At 73.7% G+C, this 18,703-nt stretch carries 17 protein-coding genes and 1 pseudogene; 8 read left to right on the forward strand and 10 right to left on the reverse strand.

All coding sequences use genetic code 11. The features are described from left to right. Positions 1 to 3: 3 nt before the first annotated feature. From OO48_RS25700 to OO48_RS25710, 3 genes are all read right to left on the reverse strand, one after another. The gene (locus OO48_RS25700; RefSeq protein WP_051732778.1) at positions 4 to 1,551 is read right to left on the reverse strand and encodes a sugar transferase; all 1,548 of its coding nucleotides are present in this window, start codon (positions 1,549 to 1,551) and stop codon (positions 4 to 6) included. Between the two features lie 295 nt (positions 1,552 to 1,846). Next, positions 1,847 to 3,010 (reverse strand): glycosyltransferase, encoded by a 1,164-nt coding sequence (locus OO48_RS25705; protein WP_033220346.1) that lies wholly within the window; start codon positions 3,008 to 3,010, stop codon positions 1,847 to 1,849. Between the two features lie 131 nt (positions 3,011 to 3,141). Then, complete coding sequence (locus OO48_RS25710; RefSeq protein ID WP_033220347.1) at positions 3,142 to 3,582, reverse strand: SRPBCC family protein; 441 nt, start codon at positions 3,580 to 3,582, stop codon at positions 3,142 to 3,144. Positions 3,583 to 3,858: 276 nt separating this feature from the next. On the opposite strand from OO48_RS25710, the gene OO48_RS25715 reads away from it, so the two are divergent. Further along, positions 3,859 to 4,758 carry a HipA family kinase gene (locus tag OO48_RS25715; protein ID WP_033220349.1) on the forward strand — a complete coding sequence of 300 codons (900 nt, stop codon included), beginning with the start codon at positions 3,859 to 3,861 and terminating at the stop codon, positions 4,756 to 4,758. A gap of 16 nt (positions 4,759 to 4,774) precedes the next feature. Here OO48_RS25715 and OO48_RS25720 read toward each other — a convergent pair whose 3' ends face one another. Next, complete coding sequence (locus OO48_RS25720; protein ID WP_106970410.1) at positions 4,775 to 6,259, reverse strand: S8 family peptidase; 1,485 nt, start codon at positions 6,257 to 6,259, stop codon at positions 4,775 to 4,777. A 182-nt stretch (positions 6,260 to 6,441) separates the two neighbouring features. After that, entirely contained in the window at positions 6,442 to 9,423 is a 2,982-nt protein-coding gene (locus OO48_RS25725) for a glycoside hydrolase family 48 protein (RefSeq protein WP_106970411.1), read from the reverse strand. 129 nt (positions 9,424 to 9,552) lie between these two features. Between OO48_RS25725 and OO48_RS41240 the strand changes: the two are divergent. From OO48_RS41240 to OO48_RS25735, 3 genes and pseudogenes are all read left to right on the forward strand, one after another. Then, positions 9,553 to 9,822, forward strand: a pseudogene (locus tag OO48_RS41240) (cellulose binding domain-containing protein); the annotation flags it as partial. A gap of 154 nt (positions 9,823 to 9,976) precedes the next feature. Continuing rightward, positions 9,977 to 10,951, forward strand: coding sequence for a glycoside hydrolase family 5 protein (locus tag OO48_RS25730; protein ID WP_425338580.1), 975 nt, complete (start codon positions 9,977 to 9,979; stop codon positions 10,949 to 10,951). Positions 10,952 to 11,087: 136 nt separating this feature from the next. Beyond that, positions 11,088 to 11,513 (forward strand): nitroreductase family deazaflavin-dependent oxidoreductase, encoded by a 426-nt coding sequence (locus OO48_RS25735; protein ID WP_033220355.1) that lies wholly within the window; start codon positions 11,088 to 11,090, stop codon positions 11,511 to 11,513. A 32-nt stretch (positions 11,514 to 11,545) separates the two neighbouring features. Here OO48_RS25735 and OO48_RS25740 read toward each other — a convergent pair whose 3' ends face one another. Continuing rightward, complete coding sequence (locus OO48_RS25740; RefSeq protein WP_033220357.1) at positions 11,546 to 12,538, reverse strand: aldo/keto reductase; 993 nt, start codon at positions 12,536 to 12,538, stop codon at positions 11,546 to 11,548. Between the two features lie 119 nt (positions 12,539 to 12,657). Between OO48_RS25740 and OO48_RS25745 the strand changes: the two genes are divergently transcribed. Then, positions 12,658 to 13,329 (forward strand): TetR/AcrR family transcriptional regulator, encoded by a 672-nt coding sequence (locus OO48_RS25745; protein WP_081952372.1) that lies wholly within the window; start codon positions 12,658 to 12,660, stop codon positions 13,327 to 13,329. A gap of 58 nt (positions 13,330 to 13,387) precedes the next feature. On the opposite strand, the gene OO48_RS25750 is transcribed toward OO48_RS25745, so the two are convergent. Continuing rightward, complete coding sequence (locus OO48_RS25750) at positions 13,388 to 14,146, reverse strand: DeoR/GlpR family DNA-binding transcription regulator (protein WP_033220432.1); 759 nt, start codon at positions 14,144 to 14,146, stop codon at positions 13,388 to 13,390. Between the two features lie 49 nt (positions 14,147 to 14,195). Here OO48_RS25750 and OO48_RS41245 point away from each other — a divergent pair, with 49 nt between their 5' ends. Both OO48_RS41245 and OO48_RS25755 read left to right on the forward strand, forming a co-directional pair. Further along, entirely contained in the window at positions 14,196 to 14,375 is a 180-nt protein-coding gene (locus OO48_RS41245; protein WP_425338581.1) for a hypothetical protein, read from the forward strand. Then, positions 14,372 to 15,070, forward strand: a complete 699-nt coding sequence (locus OO48_RS25755) for an NUDIX domain-containing protein (RefSeq protein ID WP_033220359.1) — start codon at positions 14,372 to 14,374, stop codon at positions 15,068 to 15,070. The genes OO48_RS41245 and OO48_RS25755 overlap by 4 nt, the downstream gene beginning before the upstream one ends. A gap of 78 nt (positions 15,071 to 15,148) precedes the next feature. Here the strand turns inward: OO48_RS25755 and OO48_RS25760 are convergent, their stop codons facing one another. The 3 genes from OO48_RS25760 to OO48_RS25770 form a co-directional block, all read right to left on the reverse strand. Beyond that, positions 15,149 to 15,709, reverse strand: a complete 561-nt coding sequence (locus OO48_RS25760; protein ID WP_033220361.1) for a GNAT family N-acetyltransferase — start codon at positions 15,707 to 15,709, stop codon at positions 15,149 to 15,151. Between the two features lie 81 nt (positions 15,710 to 15,790). Then, entirely contained in the window at positions 15,791 to 16,285 is a 495-nt protein-coding gene (locus OO48_RS25765) for a MarR family winged helix-turn-helix transcriptional regulator (protein WP_051732780.1), read from the reverse strand. Positions 16,286 to 16,481: 196 nt separating this feature from the next. Continuing rightward, positions 16,482 to 17,792 carry a type I glutamate--ammonia ligase gene (locus tag OO48_RS25770; RefSeq protein WP_081952373.1) on the reverse strand — a complete coding sequence of 437 codons (1,311 nt, stop codon included), beginning with the start codon at positions 17,790 to 17,792 and terminating at the stop codon, positions 16,482 to 16,484. Positions 17,793 to 18,002: 210 nt separating this feature from the next. On the opposite strand from OO48_RS25770, the gene OO48_RS25775 reads away from it, so the two are divergent. Beyond that, on the forward strand, positions 18,003 to 18,644 hold the full coding sequence (locus OO48_RS25775; RefSeq protein ID WP_033220363.1) for a TetR/AcrR family transcriptional regulator: 642 nt from the start codon (positions 18,003 to 18,005) through the stop codon (positions 18,642 to 18,644). The last annotated feature ends 59 nt before the right edge of the window (positions 18,645 to 18,703 follow it).

Below are 18,703 nucleotides of genomic sequence, written 5' to 3' on the forward strand. Positions count from 1 at the left end.
GGTTCAGCTCCCGTCCGGGCGGACCACCAGGGCGACGGTGCGGAGCAGGATCTTGGCGTCCCCCCACAGGCTCCAGCCCTCGATGTAGCGGTTGTCGAAGCGCGCCCGGTCCTCGATCGAGGTGTCCCCGCGCAGGCCGTTGACCTGGGCCAGGCCGGTCAGCCCGACCGGGACGCGGTGCCGGTCGGCGTACTCGGGGTACGCCTGGCCGAAGCGCATGACGAAGTACGGGCGTTCGGGGCGCGGGCCGACCAGGCTCATGTCGCCGCGCAGCACGTTCCACAGCTGCGGCAGCTCGTCCAGCGAGGTCTTGCGCAGGAACTTGCCGATGGCGCCCATCCGGTGGTCCTGCGCGATGTTCCAGCGGGTGGCCGACTCGTGCTCGCTGGAGGGGCGCAGGGTGCGGAACTTGAGGACGGTGAAGACCCGGCCGTCCAGGCCGGTGCGCTGCTGGCGGAAGAGCACGTCCGGGCCGGTGTCCCAGCGCACCGCGAGGGCGCAGGCGGCCAGCAACGGGGAGACCAGCAGCAGGCCGAGGCCGGCCGAGAGGATGTCGAAGCCGCGCTTGACGATCCAGCCGCCGCGCCGCATCGCGGGGGCGCCCAGGCGCAGGCAGGGGAAGCCCCACAGGTGGTCGCCCGCGCCCTGGACGGAGTCGAACTCGCGGGCGCCGGGCACCAGCCAGACCTGGCAGCCGAGCCGGGCGGCGTGCCGCAGCGCGGCCAGCGTCTCGGCCTCGTCGGCGGCGCCGGCGGTGGCCAGCACGTGGTGGATCCGGTAGCGGCGCAGCACCCGGCCGAGCACCTCGCGGCCGCCGAGCACCGGCAGCGGGTCGCCGGGCGGCAGCAGCACCGGGTCGGGGTCGAGGTAGCCGACCGGGCGCAGGCCGTACTCGGGGCGGGCGGTGAGCACCGCAGCGATCCGCTGGCCGAGTTCGCCGGCGCCGAGGATCAGCACCGGGCTGGGACGGCGGCGGCGGGAGCGGCGGGTGAGGTGGTGGACGAGGGTCCGGCCGAGGGCGGCCAGCGGCAGCACCAGCAGCAGCAGGGTGAGCAGCCGCAGCGGGCTGACCGGACCGAGGTCGGTCCAGCGGCCGGCCAGGCAGGCGTCGGCGGTGATCGCGAAGGCGGTGGCGACGGCGGCGCGGGCGGCCAGCGCGGGCAGTTCGTCGAGCGCGGACAGGCTGAGCCGGCTGCGGTAGAGGCCGCCGGCCAGGTTGAGCGGGAGCAGGGCGGGCAGCAGCAGGGCGGCGGTGGAGACCGGGCGGGCGTCGGCGGGGGTGGTGGCGGCCGCGGCCAGGGCGACGGCGAACGCGTCGGCGGTGGCCAGGGAGAGCGGCAGGGCGACCCGAGAGGGCAGTCGGCTGCGGTGCCGGCCGGCGCCGTACGAGGCCCGGGGCGCGGCGGCCCTGGGCTTCGGCCGGCTCTTCGGCCGGCTCTTCGGCCGGTCGAGCAGGCCGGTGCCGGGGCGGCCGTCCGGCCGGGTGGCGCGGCGGCCGGGGCCCGTCAGCGTTCTCCCCGGTCGCGGCACGCTCTCGTGGTCAATGGTCATCAGCGCACGAACTCCCCTGCTGTGTACCCGCCGCAACCGGGCAGCCGGACCGGACGCGCACCGGCTCGGCGCCCCGGCTCGGTGGACGCGGTCCAGGTAAGCACCTGCTGCCGTGAAAGGCGGTCGACCATTTCTCTACCGAAAATGGAGACGAAGCAGGCAAAATCAGACATTACCGAACGCCGACCGGCACGCAGGGGGCTGACATGCCATTTCATTCCACCCGCCCAATAATCAGACTTTCAGGAAAGAAGGCCGCACCTGCGCGGGCGGGCGTTCACGGCCTGACAAACGATCAGGACTGCTGCGGGACACGGCCCGCACGGCCCACCGGCACCGTCCCGCTCCGAACGATCGTCCGGTAGACCGCCGCCACCTGCTGGATCACGCCGCGAATATCGTGATGATCTGCCATGTGTGACCGGGCCAGGACCCCGCGCCTTTCGCACTCGATCCGGTCGCCCAGGAATTCGACCAGCCGTTCGGCCATCGCTCCGGGATTCTCCGGCGGCACCACCGCGCGCTCCCGCTCCCCCGGCGGCAGGCACTCCCGGGCCCCCGGCACGTCGGTCAGCAGCACCGGTCGGCCGCAGGCCATCGCCTCCAGCGGGGCCAGCGCCATCCCCTCCCAGCGCGAGGGCAGCACCGCCAGGTCGGCCGCCGCCAGCCACAGCCGCGGGTCCGCCACGTCGCCCACCATCCGCACCCGGGACGGGTCCGGCAGGGAGCGCACCCGCTCGGCCAGCGCCCCCGCGTCCGGGCCGCCGCCCACCAGCACCAGCCGGGCCGCCGGGAGGGCCGACTGCACCCTCGTCCAGGCGTCCAGCAGCACGTCCTGGCCCTTCTGCCGGCACAGCCGCCCCACGCACACCGCCAGCGGGTCGGCCTGGTCCAGGCCCAGGGTCATCCGGGCGGCCCGCCGGGACGCCGGGTCGGCGGGCGCGAAGTGCTCCAGGTCGACGCCGTTGGGCACCACCCGCCAGTCGGCGATCAGCCCGGCGTCCTCGCCGTCCCACCGCTCCCGCTCGCTGACGCACAGCACGGTGCGGGCCCAGCGGGTGGCGTGCCGCTCCCAGCGCAGGCTGGCCCGGGCCAGCGCGCCGTCCACCGCCGCGAACGACCAGGCGTGCGGCTGGAACACGGTCGGCGGGGTGCCGCGGGCCGCCAGCCGGCCGGCCAGCCCGGCCTTGGCGCTGTGCAGGTGCAGCACGTCCGGCGCGGCGCGGCGGATGATCCGGCGCAGCCGCCAGGCCTCCCGGGCGACACCCGCGCCGGGCGAGCGTTCGGCGGGCCAGTCCAGCACCCGGGCGCCGGCCGCGGCCGCCTCGCGGGCGAGCCGGCCACCGGGGGGGCACGCCACCAGGACCCGGCACCCGGCCGCGCGCTGCCCGCGCACCAGGTCCACCACCACCCGGGCCACCCCGCCGTCGACCGGCTGGGACACATGAAGGATCGTCATCTGCACGGCCCGGAGCCTAAGTTGACGACACCCCCCGCCCGGGCCCGCTTCACCCGTCCCGGGGAAGCCAAACACCCGTACGGATGACGCGCCGTACGGGTGTCCTAGTGCCTCGGGGGGCGATCAGCCGGTCAGCCGAGCGCCGTCGCCAGGTTGGCCAGCACCTGGTCGTGGATCCCGTTCAGGCCCTTGGGCGCGAACCTCCGCTCGAAGAAGCCGCCGATCCCGCCGGCGCCCGTCCAGCTCGCCTCCACGGTGACCCGGCTGCCGCCCTCGCCGGCCGACGACACCGTCCAGGTGATCACCATCGAGGAGTTGGCGTCCGTCTCCACCAGCTTCTCCGGGCTGGGCGCCGACACCGTGAACAGGCAGTCCCGCACCCGGCTCTCGGTCGCCCGCAGCTTCCAGTGCACCTGCGTCCCGGCCCCCCGGCCACCGGCCCGCACCTCGTACTCGCTGTACTGCGCGGGCAGCAACTTCGGCCGGGTCACCTCGTAGTCGGCCAGCGCCTCGTACACCCGCGCCGGGTCGGCCCCGTACGTCCGCTCGGTGGTGGCGTGCACCTTGCCCATCGCTTCACATCTCCTCGGTCGGCTGCTCGACGGTCGGCCCCACCCAATCACCGCCCCGACCGCCCGCCAAACCGGGGGCGGCGGCACCGCCTCCTACCAGGGGGCAGGAGGGCGGCCCGCTACAGCGCTGGTTGCAGCGGAAGACCGACCCGGGAGGGGACGGCGGCCCGCCGCGTCCGCACCAGCGTGGAGAGCGGGTCGGCCGGCGTCCGGGTCGCGGGCGCCCCGGCGCCGTTCCCGCGCCCCGGCTCCCCGGCCCCGCGTTAGGGTGGGCGGATGCTCGATGAGGTGAAGGCGCTGCGGTACGTCGACCCGCTGCGGGCGGGCGGGTCGGTGCCCGGGGTGGTGGAGGCGGACGACCTGGGGACGTACGTGGTGAAGTTCACCGGGGCCGCGCAGGGGGTGAAGGCGCTGGTGGCCGAGGTGGTGGTGGGTGAGCTGGCGCGGCGGCTGGGGTTGCGGGTGCCGCCGCTGGTGCTGGTGGACTTCGACCCGGCGGTGGCCGCGGACGAGCCGGACCAGGAGATCCAGGACCTGCTGCGGGCCAGTGCGGGGCGCAACCTCGGGATGGACCTGCTGCCGGGGGCGCGGGACTTCCGGCCGGGGATGATCGGGGTGTCGCCGGACGAGGCGGGCCGGGTGGTCTGGCTGGACGCGCTGACCGGGAACGTCGACCGCAGCGTGCACAACCCGAACCTGATGGTGTGGCACGGGCGGCTGTGGCTGATCGACAACGGCGCGGGCCTGGTCTTCCACCACCGCTGGGCGACCGCGCCCGCCTCGGTGCACAAGCGGTACGACCTGAGCGGCCACGCGCTGGGCGGCTACGCGCCCGACCTGGCCGCCGCCGACGCCGCGCTCGCCCCGCTGGTGACGCCGGAGCTGCTGCGCGAGGTCACCGCGCTGGTGCCGGACGCCTGGCTGGCCGACGAGCCGGGTTTCGACTCGCCGGCCGCGGTGCGGGAGGCGTACGTGGGGCACCTGGCCGCCCGGGTGGCGCACTCGGCGGCCTGGCTGCCGGAGGGCTTCGCCACGCCCGAGCAGATCCGGGCCGCCGAGGAGCGGGCCGCCGCGGCGCGGCTGGCGGCCCGTCCGGCCTGGTTGAAGCAGGTGCCGAACCGGGCCGGTCTGGCTCCGGTGGAGTCGGACTGGTCCCGGCACGTCGGCGGGGAGTGAGGGTGGTGGTGGCAGGTCAGTTGCGCCACCGGTCGGCCGCCTTGGCGGCGGAGACCACGCCCGCGCCGTAGAAGCCGTTGTCGTCCTCGGTGCCCTCGCAGGTGGCCTTGTACAGGCCGGTGCCGCCCGGGTCGAAGACGCCGCTCGGGCAGGCGTGCGGGTCGGCCTGCTCCACCAGCAGGGCGCGCAGCTGCTCGGGGCCGGCCCACGGGTGGGTGGAGGCGAGCAGTGCGGCGACGCCGGCCGCGTGCGGGGAGGCCATCGAGGTGCCGGAGCTGTAGCCGTACTTGTTGCCGGGGATGGTGGAGAGCACCGCGCCGCGGCCGTCGGGGGTGTCGGGCACCTGGTAGCGGCTGTCGCCGCCGGGGGCGGCGACGGTGACCTTGTTCAACCCGTAGCTGGAGTAGTACGACTTGTCGCCCTTGACGCCGATCGCGGAGACCGCGACCACGCCGGGCAGTTCGGCCGGCAGGTCGAGGCAACTGTCGTCGATCGGCCGGGTGGCCGGGTCGGTGTCGTCGGGGCTGGAGACGTCGACCGCCTTGTGCGCCAGGTCGATGTTCTCGTTGCCCGCGGCGGCGACGTTCAGCACCCCGTTGCGGCGCGAGTAGTCGACGGCCCGGCGGACGGCCTCGCTGACGGCCGCCTGGTCGGGGTCGCCCGCGCAGTTGAACATCCACGGGTCCACGTAGTAGCTGTTGTTGGTGACCTTGAAGTGGTGCTCGGCGGCCCAGACGAAGCCGCAGATCGCGTACTCGGGGTAGATGAAGCCGCCGTCGTCGACCACCTTGACCGCGGCCAGCCGGACGCCGGGGGCGATGCCCTCGACGCCCTTGCCGTTCTTGGCGGCGGCGATGGTGCCGGCCACGTGGGTGCCGTGGCTGCTGGTGGTGGGCTGCCAGGACTTCCAGCTGGTGTCGGGGCTGCCGCTGAGGCAGGACGCGGAGAGCTCGGGGTCGACGTTGGCGGCGAGGTCCTCGTGGGTGGCGTCGATGCCGGAGTCGAGCACGCCGACCACCACCGACCGGTCGCCGAGGGTGGTCCCGTGCGCCCGGTCGACGCCGATCTGCCGCATGTCCCACTGGTTGGCCCACAGCGGTTCGCTGCCGTCGGCGGGCGCGGTGGCGGGCACCTCGGCCTCCTGGACGGTCCCCTCCGCGCCGCCGGCCTGGATGCCCGCGGTGCGGCTGGCGCCGACCGAGTCGACGGTCTTCGACTTCCGGAGCTTGGCCGCGAAGCCGGGGTCCGCGGAGTGGGCGATCACCACGCCTATCCGCTCGTAGGAGGCGACCACGGTGCCGCCGGCCGCCCTGACCTCCCGCTCGGCCTTCTGGGTCTGGCCGTGGTTGGCCCTGGTGTTGACCACGTAGCTGAGCAGCGGGCCGTCGGCGGTCCCGGCCGCGGCCGCGGCGGTGGGCAGTGCCAGTGCTCCGGCCGTGGCGAGGGTGAGGCAGGCCGCGGTCGCGGTGAGTGCGGAACGGCGGATCCGGGGAACTCTCATAGGGGTTGACCCTCCCGAGTCTCGGCGGCGCGATCGTGGGTGATCGATTGCGTCCGAATGGCCGGGAGACTATTCACCAGATATGACAAAAATCAAGAGGCAGTAAAGCAATCTCCGCAGAACGGGCGAGTGCCCGGTCCGCTGTCGGTCGGACCGGGCACTCGCGCTCGGGTGACGGCGGGTCAGCCGCCGAACAGCTCGCCGTAGGTCGCCATCGCCGTGGCGATGTCGGCCTGCGCCCAGAACCGGTGGTACGTGAAGGTCGGCGCGGCGCCGCCGTTCAGGTACGACTGGACCTTGGCGAACGACGGGTCGTTCTTGTACCAGGACCGGATCGACAGGAAGGTCGAGGTGCTGTTGATCGGGTCGCCGTTGGGCATCGTGCCGGTCCAGCCGCTCGGCACCGAGACCGAGTCGTTGAAGCGGCTGTAGTCGGCGCGGGTCTCCGGGATGGAGATGCCCAGCGCGTCCTGGTTGTTGGTCCACATGCCGTCGAGCAGCTTCTGCGCCGCGGTCTTGGCCGCCGCGTTGCCCGACTTGGCCGCGTAGTAGGACAGCAGCTTGGCGTAGGAGCCGGCCACGCCGACATCGCTGGTGTAGTCGACGACGCTCACGTGCAGGCCGCTGTTGGCACCCGGGGAGGACGCGTTCCAGGTGTCCGGCTTGCCGCTCCAGGCCAGCGTGGACGGGATCCGGTAGCTGCCGTCCGCGTTGAAGGTGGTCTTGGACAGCGCCCAGGTCACCCACTTGTCCAGGATCGCCTTGGCCTTCGGGTCGTTGCTGGAGTAGTAGTACTCCGCCATCCGCTCCAGGCCCCAGGCCTGGAAGCCGAACCACTGGTTGGAGGCCGGGTCGTGGTAGACCGGCGCCTCGTCGTAGAACATCCCGTAGAAGGTCGGGGTGCCGGCCGGCGGCGTCCCGTAGTTGCCCTCCCAGCTGTTGGTGGCACCGCCGGCGATCGCGCCCTCGTTGGACTGCAGCCACTGGGTGAACTCGACCTGACGGGCCATCGAGGTGGTCCAGTCGGACTTGCCGGTGGTCGACTTGGGGGCCATCGCCGGGTCGTTGACCAGCGCGTACGCGGCCATCGGGTTCTGGTAGCCGCCGTGCGCCGCGCTGTCGCCGATCCGCCAGGACCAGCCGGCCGAGGTGTCGGTGGCACCGCCCCAGGCGTAGTACCAGGACAGCAGGTAGTGCTCGGAGGTCTTGCCGCTGCCGGGGGTGCAGGCGCTGGCGCCGACGCAGTTGCCGATCTGCTTGAAGTACTTGTCGAAGAACGAGTACCGCAGGTAGTCGCCCATCTTGCCGGCCTTGGCCACCGTGGTGGCGACCTTCGAGCCGTTGCCCTGCGCCTTGGCCCAGGTGTCGGCCCAGTACGCGGCCTGGATGGCGCGCGCGTCGGCGTCCGGCGCGTCGGTGTACTTCCACTGCTTGGCGTAGGAGTTGTCCTTGACGAACAGGTCCAGGTACCCGTTCTTGCCGCCGTACTTGAAGCTGTCGCAGGTGGGCTGCGGGATGGTCTCGAACACCGACTCCTGCGCGCCGCGCTGGTAGGTGTTGATGAAGGACGGGCCGGGCGAGGTCGGGCCGGCCTCGCACTTGCCCGGGCCGTTGCCGTAGCCGTAGACGTTGTCGACGTCCTGCAGCCAGTGCATGCCGTAGATGTCGTCGGTGCCGTACGCGCTCTTCAGCTCGCCGGCGATCGGGTCGTTGCCCGCGGTGACCGAGGTGTCCAGCGCCGCCGGGTAGTCGCTCGGCAGCGGGCGCTCGGGCGCGTAGGTGGCGGGCTTGGAGGCGTTGTAGAACGAGTTGGTGGGCTGGTCGGCGTGGCCCGGGATCATGTACGTCTCCATGAGCGTCCACGCCGCGTTGAACTTCGACCAGTCCTGGGTGACCCGCCCGTACTGGGCCTCCAGCCAGATCAGGTACGAGTACGCCTCCGAGGTGGTCTCGTGCCCCTGGTCGGGGGCCTCGACCAGCAGGGTCTCCACCGAGTGGTAGGGGATGCCCTCCGGCGAGAAGTAGCCGTTCGCCGGGTCCTTGATCTTGTTGTACAGCTGCAGGAACCGGTCGTTGTACACGCCCGAGGCGGCGGCCAGTTCGGTCACCGTCACCGCCGAGGAGGTGTACCCGGTGGCGGCGGAGGTGAAGGTGGCCGAGCCGGTGGAGGAGGCGTCGGCGGTGAGCGTGACGTTCTGCGCCGTCGACCAGTTGCTCGGGGTGAAGGTCAGCGTCGCGCCGGAGCTGATCGACAGGCCGGTGTTGCCCGAGGTCCGGGTGGTGGTGACGGTGACGTTCGAGCTCGGCTGGCTGGTGAGCTTCACCGCGAAGCTGCCGGTCTTGCCCTGGTTGACCGACAGGGTCAGCGGGGTGGCGCTGATCGCCGGACCGGTCGCCACCGTGACGCCCGCCGGGGTCGACTCGCTGCTCGCGCCCAGGCTGTCGTACGCCTTGGCGTAGATCGAGTGGTTGCCGCTCGCCGCGCCCGTCCAGCTGAAGGTGTACGGGGCGCTGGTGGCGGTGCCGATCAGCGTGGTGTTGTCGTAGAACTCGACCTTGCTGATGCTCGCGCCGTCCGCCGCCGTGGCCGTCGCCGAGAGCGGGATGGCCGCCCCCGCCTGGTAGTTGGCGCCCGGGGCCGGGCTGGTCAGCGTGGTGGTCGGGGCCGCGTGGGCGCCGGTGCAGCTGGTGCCGTTGACCGCGAACGAGGTCGGCGCGGTGTTGGTGCCGCTGTACGAGAAGTTGGCGCCCGCGGTGGCCGAGCCGCCCGCCGCGATGGTGCCGGCCCAGGCCGGGGCCGCGACGGTGACGTTCTTGCCGGACTGGCTCCAGGTGCCGTTCCAGCCGCTGCCCGTGAGACCGCGGTCGACAGGCCGGCGGCGAGCAGCGTGAGGGCGGCGGTGAGCGCCGAGACCCGGTTGCGGGACATCCGGCTGCGAGGCGGGGACGACATGACGGCTCCTCGGATGGGGGTGGGTGGGGGAGTCCGGGGACGGTGGTGCGCGGAGCGGATCCGGCAGGGGTCCTGCGAGGTCGTCCGGGAGCCTTGCGCGGAGGTTTGGGGCCTTCCGCGAAGTCCTCCCGGTGGGGTCCGTCGGGGTCCTGCCGACGTGGATCCGCCGGGGCCGTTCTGTGGGAGCGCTCCCAAATATCGGGAGGGGCATGCGCACTGTCAAGGGAGTGCGCACAGGAGTGTGCAGCCGACGCGTGTTGGCAACTGCCTTGCCCCTGGTTATGGTTCGGGACGGGCCTGTGGGAGCGCGCCCATTTCCCCCTCCTCCGAGGAGCCGGACATGTCCGTCCGCACCACCACCCTGGCGCTGGTCTCGGCGCTGGCCGCGACCGCTGCGGCCACCCTCGCGCTCACCGGTGCCGGCCCCGCGGCCGCCGCCGGCGTCCAGTGTTCCGTCGACTACACGACGAACGACTGGGGCACCGGCTTCACCGCGAACGTGAAACTTACCAACGCCGGCACCGCCCCGATCGACAACTGGAGCATCGGCTACTCCTACACCGGCAACCAGACGCTCACGGGCAGCGGCTGGAACGGCACCTGGAGCCAGTCCGGCAAGAACGTCACCGTCGCGGCCCCGGCCTGGGCCCTCACCCTCCCCGTCGGCCTCCGCCTCGGCCTCGCCGTCACCCTCGGCCTCCTCCTCCGGGGGCACCGGCAACAACGGCAAGGCCCCGGCGCTGCACGTCTCCGGCAACAAGCTGGTGGACGCCAACGGTTCGCAGGTGGTCCTGCGCGGCGTGAACCGTTCCGGCATGGAGTTCATGTGCGTCCAGGGCTACGGCTTCACCGACGGCCCGGTGGACGCCGCCTCGATCGCCGCGATCAAGAGCTGGAAGGCCAACGCCGTCCGCATCCCGGTCAACGAGGACTGCTGGAACGGCTACGCCAACGTCAAGCCGGAGTACGCGGGCGAGAACTACCGCACGGCGGTGAAGAACTTCGTCTACGCGCTGCGGGACGCCGGGCTCACCCCGATCATCGACCTGCACTGGACGCAGGGCCTCTACACCGGCAACTCCTCGGGCTGCTCGGACACCAACTCGACCTGCCAGAAGCCGATGCCCGGCGCCGGTGCCGCGACCTTCTGGTCCTCCGTCGCCACCACCTTCAAGAACGACCCCTCGGTGGTCTTCGACCTGCTCAACGAGCCCTACGCGGACCGCGCCGTCTCCGGCATCGACCAGGCCTGGAACTGCTGGCGGGACGGCGGCAGCGCCTGCCCCGGCATCAACTACCAGGTCAGCGGGATGCAGACGCTGGTGAACTCGGTCCGCACGGCCGGCGCGAACAACGTCATCCTGCTCGGCGGCCTGGCCTACTCCAACGACCTCGGCCAGTGGCTGGCCCACAAGCCCACCGACCCGGCGGGCAACCTGGCCGCCTCCTGGCACGTGTACAACTTCAACACCTGCTCCAGCCAGTCGTGCTGGAACTCGACCGTGGCGCCGCTGGCCGCCCAGGTCCCGGTGGTGGTCGGCGAGATCGGTGAGAACGACTGCGCCCACTCCTTCATCGACCAGGTGATGTCCTGGGCCGACGCCGCCAAGGTCTCCTACCTCGGCTGGACCTGGAACACCTGGGACTGCGGCCAGGGCCCGTCGCTGATCTCCGACTTCGACGGCACCCCCACCGCGTTCGGCCAGGGCCTCAAGAACCACCTGGCCGCCGTCAACTGACGCCCGCCCGGGGGCCGGTGAGGCCGCCGCTCCGCGCACCGGACCGGACCGGGGGGCGAAACCCGGTGCGCGGCGCGGCCCCGGCGCGTACCGTTCGTGACGCCCGGTCAGACAGGCGTCCAGGAGAGGTGACCACGTGTCGGAACGGCTTCGGCGCAACCAGTCGGTGATCGACGAGTTCCGTTCGGCCGGCGGGGTGGTGGGCGGCGACTTCGCAGGGGTCCCACTGCTCCTGCTCACCACCACCGGGGCCCGCAGCGGGGAGCCGCGCGTGATGCCGGTGACCTACCTGGAGGACGGCGGGCGGCTGGTGGTCTTCGGGGCCAACGGCGGCCGGCCGAACCATCCGGGCTGGTACCACAACCTGCTCGCCGACCCCGCCGCCCGCGTCGAGGTCGGCACCGAAGCCTTCGCCGTCACCGCGTCGGTGGCCGAGGGCGCGGAACGCGAGCGGCTCTGGGCGCGGCAGTTGCCGCACACCCCGTACTTCGCGGGGTTCCAGGAGCGGGCCGGTCGCCGGATCCCGGTCGTCGTGCTGACCCGGGACGCCCCGGCGCGCTGATCCGGGCGCGGTCCGCCCGGGCGCGCCGCCGTTCACCAGGCGTACGCCTCGGGTGCGGGCTTGGCCCCGTTGGGGGCCGGGGGCGGGAAGATCGCGTCCAGCCCCGCGAGCGTGTCGTCGTCGAGCTCGATCTCCAACGAGCGCAGTGCGCCGTCGAGTTGCTCGATCGTGCGCGGTCCGATGACGGGCCCGGTCACCCCGTCCCGGGCGAGCAGCCAGGCGAGTCCGACGTGCGCGGGATCCTCGCCGAGGCCGGCGCACAGTTCCTCGTACGCCTCGACGGCTTCGCGCCGTTCGGCGAGGGCGGCGGCCCAGATCCCCGAGCCGCTGCGGACGGCGCGGCCTTCGCGCTGCTTGCGCAAGACGCCGCTGAGCACTCCGCCGTGCAGCGGCGAGTACGGGATCACGCCCAGTCCGTAGTGCCGCGCGGCGGGGAGCACCTCCAGCTCGACCCAGCGGGTCATCAGGTTGTAGATCGACTGCTCGCCGACCAGGCCGAGGAAGTGCCGTGACCGGGCGGCCTCCTGGGCCTGCGCGATGTGCCAGCCGGCGAAGTTGGACGAGCCGAAGTAGAGGACCTTGCCCTGCTGCCGCAGGACGCCGAACGCCTCCCAGATCTCCTCCCAGGGCGTCCGCCGGTCGATGTGGTGCATCTGGTACAGGTCGATGCGGTCGGTCCGCAGCCGCTTCAGCGAGGCGTCGACCGCGCGCCGGATGTGCAGCGCGGACAGGCCGCCCTCGTTGGGCCACTCCCCCGTCGGGAGGTAGGCCTTGGTGGCGAGGACGGTGCGGTCGCGGCGGCCGCCGCCCCGGGCGAACCACCGGCCGATGATCTGCTCGGTGAGCCCTTCGCCCTGCCGCAGGCCGTAGGAGTCGGCCGTGTCGAAGAAGTTGACGCCGTGCTCGTGCGCGCGGTCCATGATCGCGTGGCTGTCCTCTTCGGAGGTCCGGGACCCGAAGTTCATGGTGCCGAGGACGAGCCGGGACACCGAGAGGCCGCTGCGTCCGAGGCGGGTGTACTCCATGTGCTCCAACCTTTCGGTGCTGGCTCGATCCACATCAGTGGGGACGCATGGAAGCTACAACTTGCAACACGGGTGATGCAAATAGCCGGTGAACCATGACACCGCCGTATGATTTCGCCATGGAGACGCAACCGCAGGCACAGCCGCACACGCCGGGGAAGGCGGGCGGGAAGTCGCACCGGAAGCCGCCCGGGAACCCGCAGGGGGGGCCGGCGGCCGGCGCCCGGCCGCTGCGGGCGGACGCCGAGCGGACGGTGGCGACGATCCTGGAGGCGGCCGAACGCACGCTCGGCCGGGATCCGGCGGCCACCATGGAGCAGATCGCCGAGGCGGCCGGCGTCGCCCGCACCACCGTGCACCGGCGCTTCGCCACCCGCGAGGCGCTGGTCGACGCCCTGGCCGTGTGGGCGACCCGGCGGTTCGCCGCGGCGGTGGAGGCCGCCCACCCCGAGACCGCGCCGCCGCTGGTCGCGCTCTACCAGACCACCGCGAACGTCCTTGCCATAAAGGCGGGTTGGGGGTTCGCGATGAGCCAGGCGAGCTCGTCCAACCCCGAAGTGGCGCACATCCACGCCGATGTGCGGAGCACCTGCGAACGGCTGTTCGCCCGCGCCCGGGACGCGGGCGTACTGCGCGCCGACGTCGACATCCCGTGGACGCGCGGCGTCTACTACGCCCTGATCCACCAGGCCGCCCAGCGCAAGGACGAGCAGGACCCGGACGCCCTGGCGACGCTCGTCGTGGACACCCTGCTCCGGGGCGCCGGGACCCCGCACCCCGACCGGCTCTGAGGCCGCCCGCCCCGGGGACGGCAGGGCGGCCCCGGCAGGGCGGCCCCGGCGGGGGTGGTCAGCGCGCCCGGCGGATCTCCAGGCCGGAGGCGGCGAGGCGCTCCAGGGTCGGGTGGTCGGGGGCCGCGTCGGTGATCAGGCCGGTGACGCGCTCCCAGGGCAGGACCCGGAACGGGGAGGCGGCGCCGATCTTCTCGGCGGAGGCGAGGATCCAGGTCTCGGCCGCGCGGGCGGCCAGGGCGCGCTTCATCGCGGCCTCGTCGGCGTCCCCGGTGGTGAGGCCGGCCTCGGGGTGGACGCCGGTGACGCCGAGCAGGCAGAGGTCGGCGGAGACGTTCTGCGCGGCCTCGACGGCGGCGGCGCCGCAGGCGACCGCGGAGTGCTTGAACACCCGGCCGCCGAGCAGGAACAGCTCGACCCGGGGGTGCTCCAGCAGGGCCGCCACCACCGTCGGGCTGTGGGTGATCACGGTGCAGTCGAGGTCGGGCGGGAGCAGGCCGGCGACGGCGAGCGCGGTGGTGCCGCCGTCCAGGATCAGCGTGCCGCCGGGACGGATCAGGTCGACGGCCGCGGCGGCGACCTTCCGCTTGCCGCCGGGCGTGACCGACTGCCGCTCGGCGTAACCCGCCACCGCCGGGGAGGCGGGCAGCGCCCCGCCGTAGACCCGCTGGCACAGCCCTTCGGCCGCGAGGTCGCGCAGGTCGCGGCGGACGCTGTCCTCGGAGATGCCGAGTTCGGCGGCGACGTCCTTGGCCACCACCTTGCCCTCCCGGGCGAGCAGTCCGAGCAGGTGGTCACGTCGTTCAGCAGCCAGCATCCGCATTCTCTCCTGTTCTTACATGTTTCTGCATGTATCGTAGCGCCCCATGACCTCGAAAGCCGCAGCACACCCCGAGACCGACTCCCCCGTGCTCGTCCTGATCGCCCCGCCGGCGCTCCGCTCGGCCGGCGCGGGCCAGGACGTCGCCACCGCCCGCCGCCGCGGCCGGCCGGTCTACCACGACGTCGCCGAACTCCCGGGCCGCGCACGGCGGGAGGAGGCGTGAGCGGCCGCCCGGGGATCGACCTCCCCGACCACCGCGGTCGCACCGGCCTGGACCGCGCCGGCCGCGACCTGCTCCGCAACCCGGACGTGCGGGTGCGCGAGGTCGAACTCACCTCGCAGGGCTGGCACGTGCTGCGCCGCACCACCTTCGACTACCGCCGCCGGGACGGCCGGTGGACCACCCAGCGGCGCGAGACCTACGACCGGGGCGACGGTGCCGCGGTCCTGCCGTACGACACCGCGCGCGGCACCGTCCTGCTGACCCGCCAGTTCCGCTACCCCGCCTACGTCAACGGGCACCCCGACGGGATGCTGATCGAGGTGGCGGCCGGGCTGATCGACGCGTCCGACCCGACCGGTCCGGACGGGCCCGCCGGCGCGGTGCGCCGCGAGGGCATGGAGGAACTGGGCGTGGAACTCGGCCCGTTGACGCACGTGCTGGACGCGTACATGAGCCCCGGCTCGGTCACCGAGCGGCTGCACTGCTACGCGGCGCCCTACCGGCGGGACGGCCTGACCGGGCGCGGCGGCGGCCTGGAGGAGGACGGCGAGGACATCGAGGTGCTCGAACTGCCCTTCGCCGAGGCGCTGGCGATGACCCGGGACGGCCGGATCGCCGACGGCAAGACCGTCCTCCTGCTCCAGTGGGCCGTGCTGGACGGCCCGTTCGCCGGGCGGCCGGCGGCCCGCCGGTAGCGGGCGCGGCGGCCGGCCCGGGCCGGGGCCGACCGCCGCCGCCTCGCGCGAGAACGTGCAGAAACGTGCAGGCGGTGTTCAGAGCTCGGTGGGGCCGCCGTGCCGGGCGAAGAACTCCTCGGCGAACATCGCGAACAGCGCCACGTCCCGGTGCTCGCCCGCGACGAAGAAGTGCCGGTGCAGGCGGCCCTCCTCGGTGAAGCCGAGCCGCCGCTGGAGGGCCAGCGAGGGCGCGTTGTGGGCGAACACCCGGGCGGTGGCCTTGTGGTGGCGGCGCTCCTCGAACTGGTGGCGCAGCACCAGCCGGACCGCCTCGGCCGCGTAGCCGCGGCGGCGGTGCTCGGCGCCGACGGTGATGCCGTACTCGAACAGGCCGCTGCGGTCGTCGGCCCGGTGCACGCCGATCACACCGACGGCCGCGCCGTCGGCGAGGGACTCGATGACCAGCTGGTAGGTGCCGGCGGTCGGGTCCGCGGCGGCCTTCTGCCGGGCGAAGGCCGTCCAGCCCTCGGCGGAGCGCGGCGGGTCGAGCGCGTCGCCGAGCCGTTCCTCCTGCGCGGAGAGCCCGGCGAGCAGCGGCCCGTCCTCCGGTTCGACCGCCCGCAGGCGCACCCGTTCACCCGTCCAGTAGCTCGTCATCCGATCTTCGTACCACGGTCGGCGCGGCCCGGTCCCGGGGTTTTCGCCCCGCCCGGCCGGTGCCGGGGCCGGGGTCGGCCGTCAGCCGCTCCAGGCCCCGTCCGGGACGGCGGGGAAGCGGGCCGCGACGGCCGTGCCGCCCGGAGTGCCGCCGAGCAGGCGGCGCAGCAGGCCGGCCAGGGCGCGGGCCTCGTACTCGTCCAGGCGGCCGTCCGACAGGTCGAGCGACGGGCCTGCGGCGTCGGTGAGTTCGGCGAGCTTGGCGAGGCCGCCGGGGGTGATGGCGAGCAGCACGGTGCGGCGGTCGGTGGAGCCGGGGGTGCGGGCCACCAGGCCGGCCTTGACCAGGGAGTCCACCAGCCGGCTGGGGCTGCCCGCCTCGCAGACCAGGCGGCGGCCGACCTCGGCGAGGGTGAGGCGCTCCCCGCCGGAGAGCACCTCCAGCACCTCGCTCTGCGCGGGGGTGACGCCGGACCTCCTGAACGCCCGGCCCAGCCGGCGGCCGCCCTCCCGCTGGGCGGCGAGCACCAGCAGGCGGATCTCGTTCAGCGTCCGGGCGTGTTCGGCCGTCTGCACCGGCTCGGGTCCTCTCCTCGGTCGACGCGCGGGGCCGGGGCCGGCTCCCCCTCGGCTCCTCCGCCGCGTTCGGTGACGTGGCGTCGTTGTCCGGCCGACGGCCTGGAGCGTACGCGACCCAATCGACGCGGCACACCCCTCCGCTCACCCGCTCGGCCCAACCGCCCGGCCCGGCCCCCGCCCCGCCCGCCGCCCCTCAGTACCGGTAGCGGACGGCCGCGGCAACCTCCTCGGGGCCGAGGCCGGCGAAGCGCTCGGCCTCGGCCTCCCGGACGTCGAGGACGGCCCGCCAGAGCGGTTCGCCCATCGCGGCGCGCAGCACCTCGGACTTGCGCAGCGCGTCGACGGCTTGGTCGAGGGTGGCGGGGAGGCGTTCGGCCGCGCCCTCGGGGTCGCCGGTGGTCTCGGCGGGCAGGCGGAGGGCGCCGCCGAGGCCGGCGAGCCCGGCGGCGAGGACGCCGCCGACGGCGAGGTAGGGGTTGGCGGCGGCGTCGAAGCACTTGATCTCGGCGTTGGCCTGCTCGGGCGCGGAGCCGGTGATCAGGCGGAGCGCGGCCTCCCGGTTCTCCAGGCCCCAGCAGCGGTAGGGGCCGGACCAGCGTCCGGGGGCCAGCCGCAGGTAGCTGGCGACGGACGGGGCTCCGAGGGCGAGCAGCGCGGGGAGTTCGGCGAGGACGCCGGCCAGGAACGCCTCGGCTTCACGGGTGAGCCCGTGCGGCCCGGTGCCGCCGTGGCCGAGGTTGCGGCCGTCGCGCCACAGGCTGAGGTGCAGGTGGCCGCCGTTGCCGACACCGCCGGGGTCGGTGACGGGGGCGAAGCTGGCGCGCAGTCCGTGCCGCAGCGAGACGGCCTGGACGGTGTGCCGCACCAGCAGGGCGGTGTCGGCGGCCTCGACGGGGCCGGTGGGGGCGACGGAGAGCTCGTACTGGCCCTCGGTGTACTCGGGGTGCAGTTGGAGGACGGTGAGTTCCTGTTCCCGCAGGGCGCGCAGCAGGTCGCGCAGGTAGTCGCTGTTGCCGATCAGGCGGCGCATGCCGTACGCGGGGCCGCTCCCGCCGCCGTCGACGATCCACTCGACCTCGATGCCGGCCCGGACGACCAGCCCGAGGTCGGCGAGCGCGTCGGCGGTGCGGCGGGCGAAGTGGCGCTGACAGCCGGGGTGGGGTTCGCCCTGCTGGGTCCACCGGTCGCCGGGGGCCCAGGCCCAGCCGGGCTGGGCGGCGAGGCGGTGCAGGCCGGCCAGGTCGGGGACCAGGCGCAGGTCGCCCGCCGGGCCGCCGGAGGGGGCGAGCGAGTCGTCGACCAGGAAGGCGTCGAAGCAGGGGGCGGCGCCGACACCCCAGCGGGCGGCGGATTCGAGGCCGCGGACGGGTACTGTCTTGACCCGGGTGACGCCGGCGTTGTCGACCCAGCTGACGATCACTCCGTCGACCCCCTCGGCCTCGATCCGGGTGGCGGCCACCCGGGCCTCGGCGGCGCGCTCGGCGCGTGGCTTGGCGGTGCTCATGGGCCCATCCTGGCCAGGGCTGCCGGACCGGCCGGGAGGAACGCGCCGGGGGCTCACTCGTCCGTGCGCAAGCGGGCGCACCGTCGATGTGACGCAGGTCACATGAAATGACGAAATTTCCGGGGACCAGTTCCCCGTTTAGACATCTGTCCGCAACGAAACGGGGAGATGATCCCCACTACCGGCCCCACCGCTCGAAAGGAGCGCACCATGACCGTCGTCACCACCGCCGCTCCCGTCCGGCGCGCGGACGCGGCCCGCAACCGGGCCCGCATCGTGGCCGCGGCCCGGGAAGCCTTCGTCGAGCACGGGGCGATGGCCTCGCTGGACGAGATCGCCCGTCGGGCCGGGGTGGGGAACGCCACGCTGTACCGGAACTTCGCCGACCGCCAGACCCTGATCCAGCAGGTCTCCATCGCCGTGATGGAGCGGATCGTGGCGCACGCGCACGCGGCCGCCGCGGAGGAGCCCGACTCCTTCGCCGCGTTCAGCCGCTTCGTGCACGCCGCGGCCGAGGAGCGGATCGGCGCGCTCTGCCCGCTGCTCTCCGACACCGTCGACCTCGTAGTACCCGAACTCGCCGAAGCGCGCGCCGAGATGAAGCAGGTCACCGAGGACCTGATCGCCCGCGCCCAGGCCGACGGCCTGCTCCGCACCGACGTCGGAGCCGGCGACATCGTGGTCGCCATGGCCCAGCTCACCCGACCGCTCCCCGGCTTCGGCTGCCTCGACCTGGACCCGCACGTCCGGCGTCACCTGCAGTTGCTCCTGGACGGCCTGCGGGCTCCCGCGCCGTCCGTGCTGCCCGGCCGTGCCGCGACCCTGGAGGACCTCACGCCCCGCGCCGCCTGACACCGCAACGGCACCCGGGGCGCCCGACTCCGCCCCTCACGACTTCCCGCAGGACGCCC

This window comes from Kitasatospora phosalacinea (assembly GCF_000716545.1).
Classification (GTDB): Bacteria; Actinomycetota; Actinomycetes; order Streptomycetales; family Streptomycetaceae; genus Kitasatospora; species Kitasatospora phosalacinea.

What these genes read in the sequence shown, in the direction of transcription:
- OO48_RS25700 (WP_051732778.1), bottom strand. Translation starts at nt 1,551, where the DNA reads ATGACCATTGACCACGAGAGCGTGCCGCGACCGGGGAGAACGCTGACG.
- OO48_RS25705 (WP_033220346.1), bottom strand. Translation starts at nt 3,010, where the DNA reads ATGACGATCCTTCATGTGTCCCAGCCGGTCGACGGCGGGGTGGCCCGG.
- OO48_RS25710 (WP_033220347.1), bottom strand. Translation starts at nt 3,582, where the DNA reads ATGGGCAAGGTGCACGCCACCACCGAGCGGACGTACGGGGCCGACCCG.
- OO48_RS25715 (WP_033220349.1), top strand. Translation starts at nt 3,859, where the DNA reads ATGCTCGATGAGGTGAAGGCGCTGCGGTACGTCGACCCGCTGCGGGCG.
- OO48_RS25720 (WP_106970410.1), bottom strand. Translation starts at nt 6,259, where the DNA reads ATGAGAGTTCCCCGGATCCGCCGTTCCGCACTCACCGCGACCGCGGCC.
- OO48_RS25725 (WP_106970411.1), bottom strand. Translation starts at nt 9,423, where the DNA reads ATGCCCCTCCCGATATTTGGGAGCGCTCCCACAGAACGGCCCCGGCGG.
- OO48_RS25740 (WP_033220357.1), bottom strand. Translation starts at nt 12,538, where the DNA reads ATGGAGTACACCCGCCTCGGACGCAGCGGCCTCTCGGTGTCCCGGCTC.
- OO48_RS25745 (WP_081952372.1), top strand. Translation starts at nt 12,658, where the DNA reads ATGGAGACGCAACCGCAGGCACAGCCGCACACGCCGGGGAAGGCGGGC.
- OO48_RS25750 (WP_033220432.1), bottom strand. Translation starts at nt 14,146, where the DNA reads ATGCTGGCTGCTGAACGACGTGACCACCTGCTCGGACTGCTCGCCCGG.
- OO48_RS41245 (WP_425338581.1), top strand. Translation starts at nt 14,196, where the DNA reads ATGACCTCGAAAGCCGCAGCACACCCCGAGACCGACTCCCCCGTGCTC.
- OO48_RS25760 (WP_033220361.1), bottom strand. Translation starts at nt 15,709, where the DNA reads ATGACGAGCTACTGGACGGGTGAACGGGTGCGCCTGCGGGCGGTCGAA.
- OO48_RS25770 (WP_081952373.1), bottom strand. Translation starts at nt 17,792, where the DNA reads ATGAGCACCGCCAAGCCACGCGCCGAGCGCGCCGCCGAGGCCCGGGTG.
- OO48_RS25775 (WP_033220363.1), top strand. Translation starts at nt 18,003, where the DNA reads ATGACCGTCGTCACCACCGCCGCTCCCGTCCGGCGCGCGGACGCGGCC.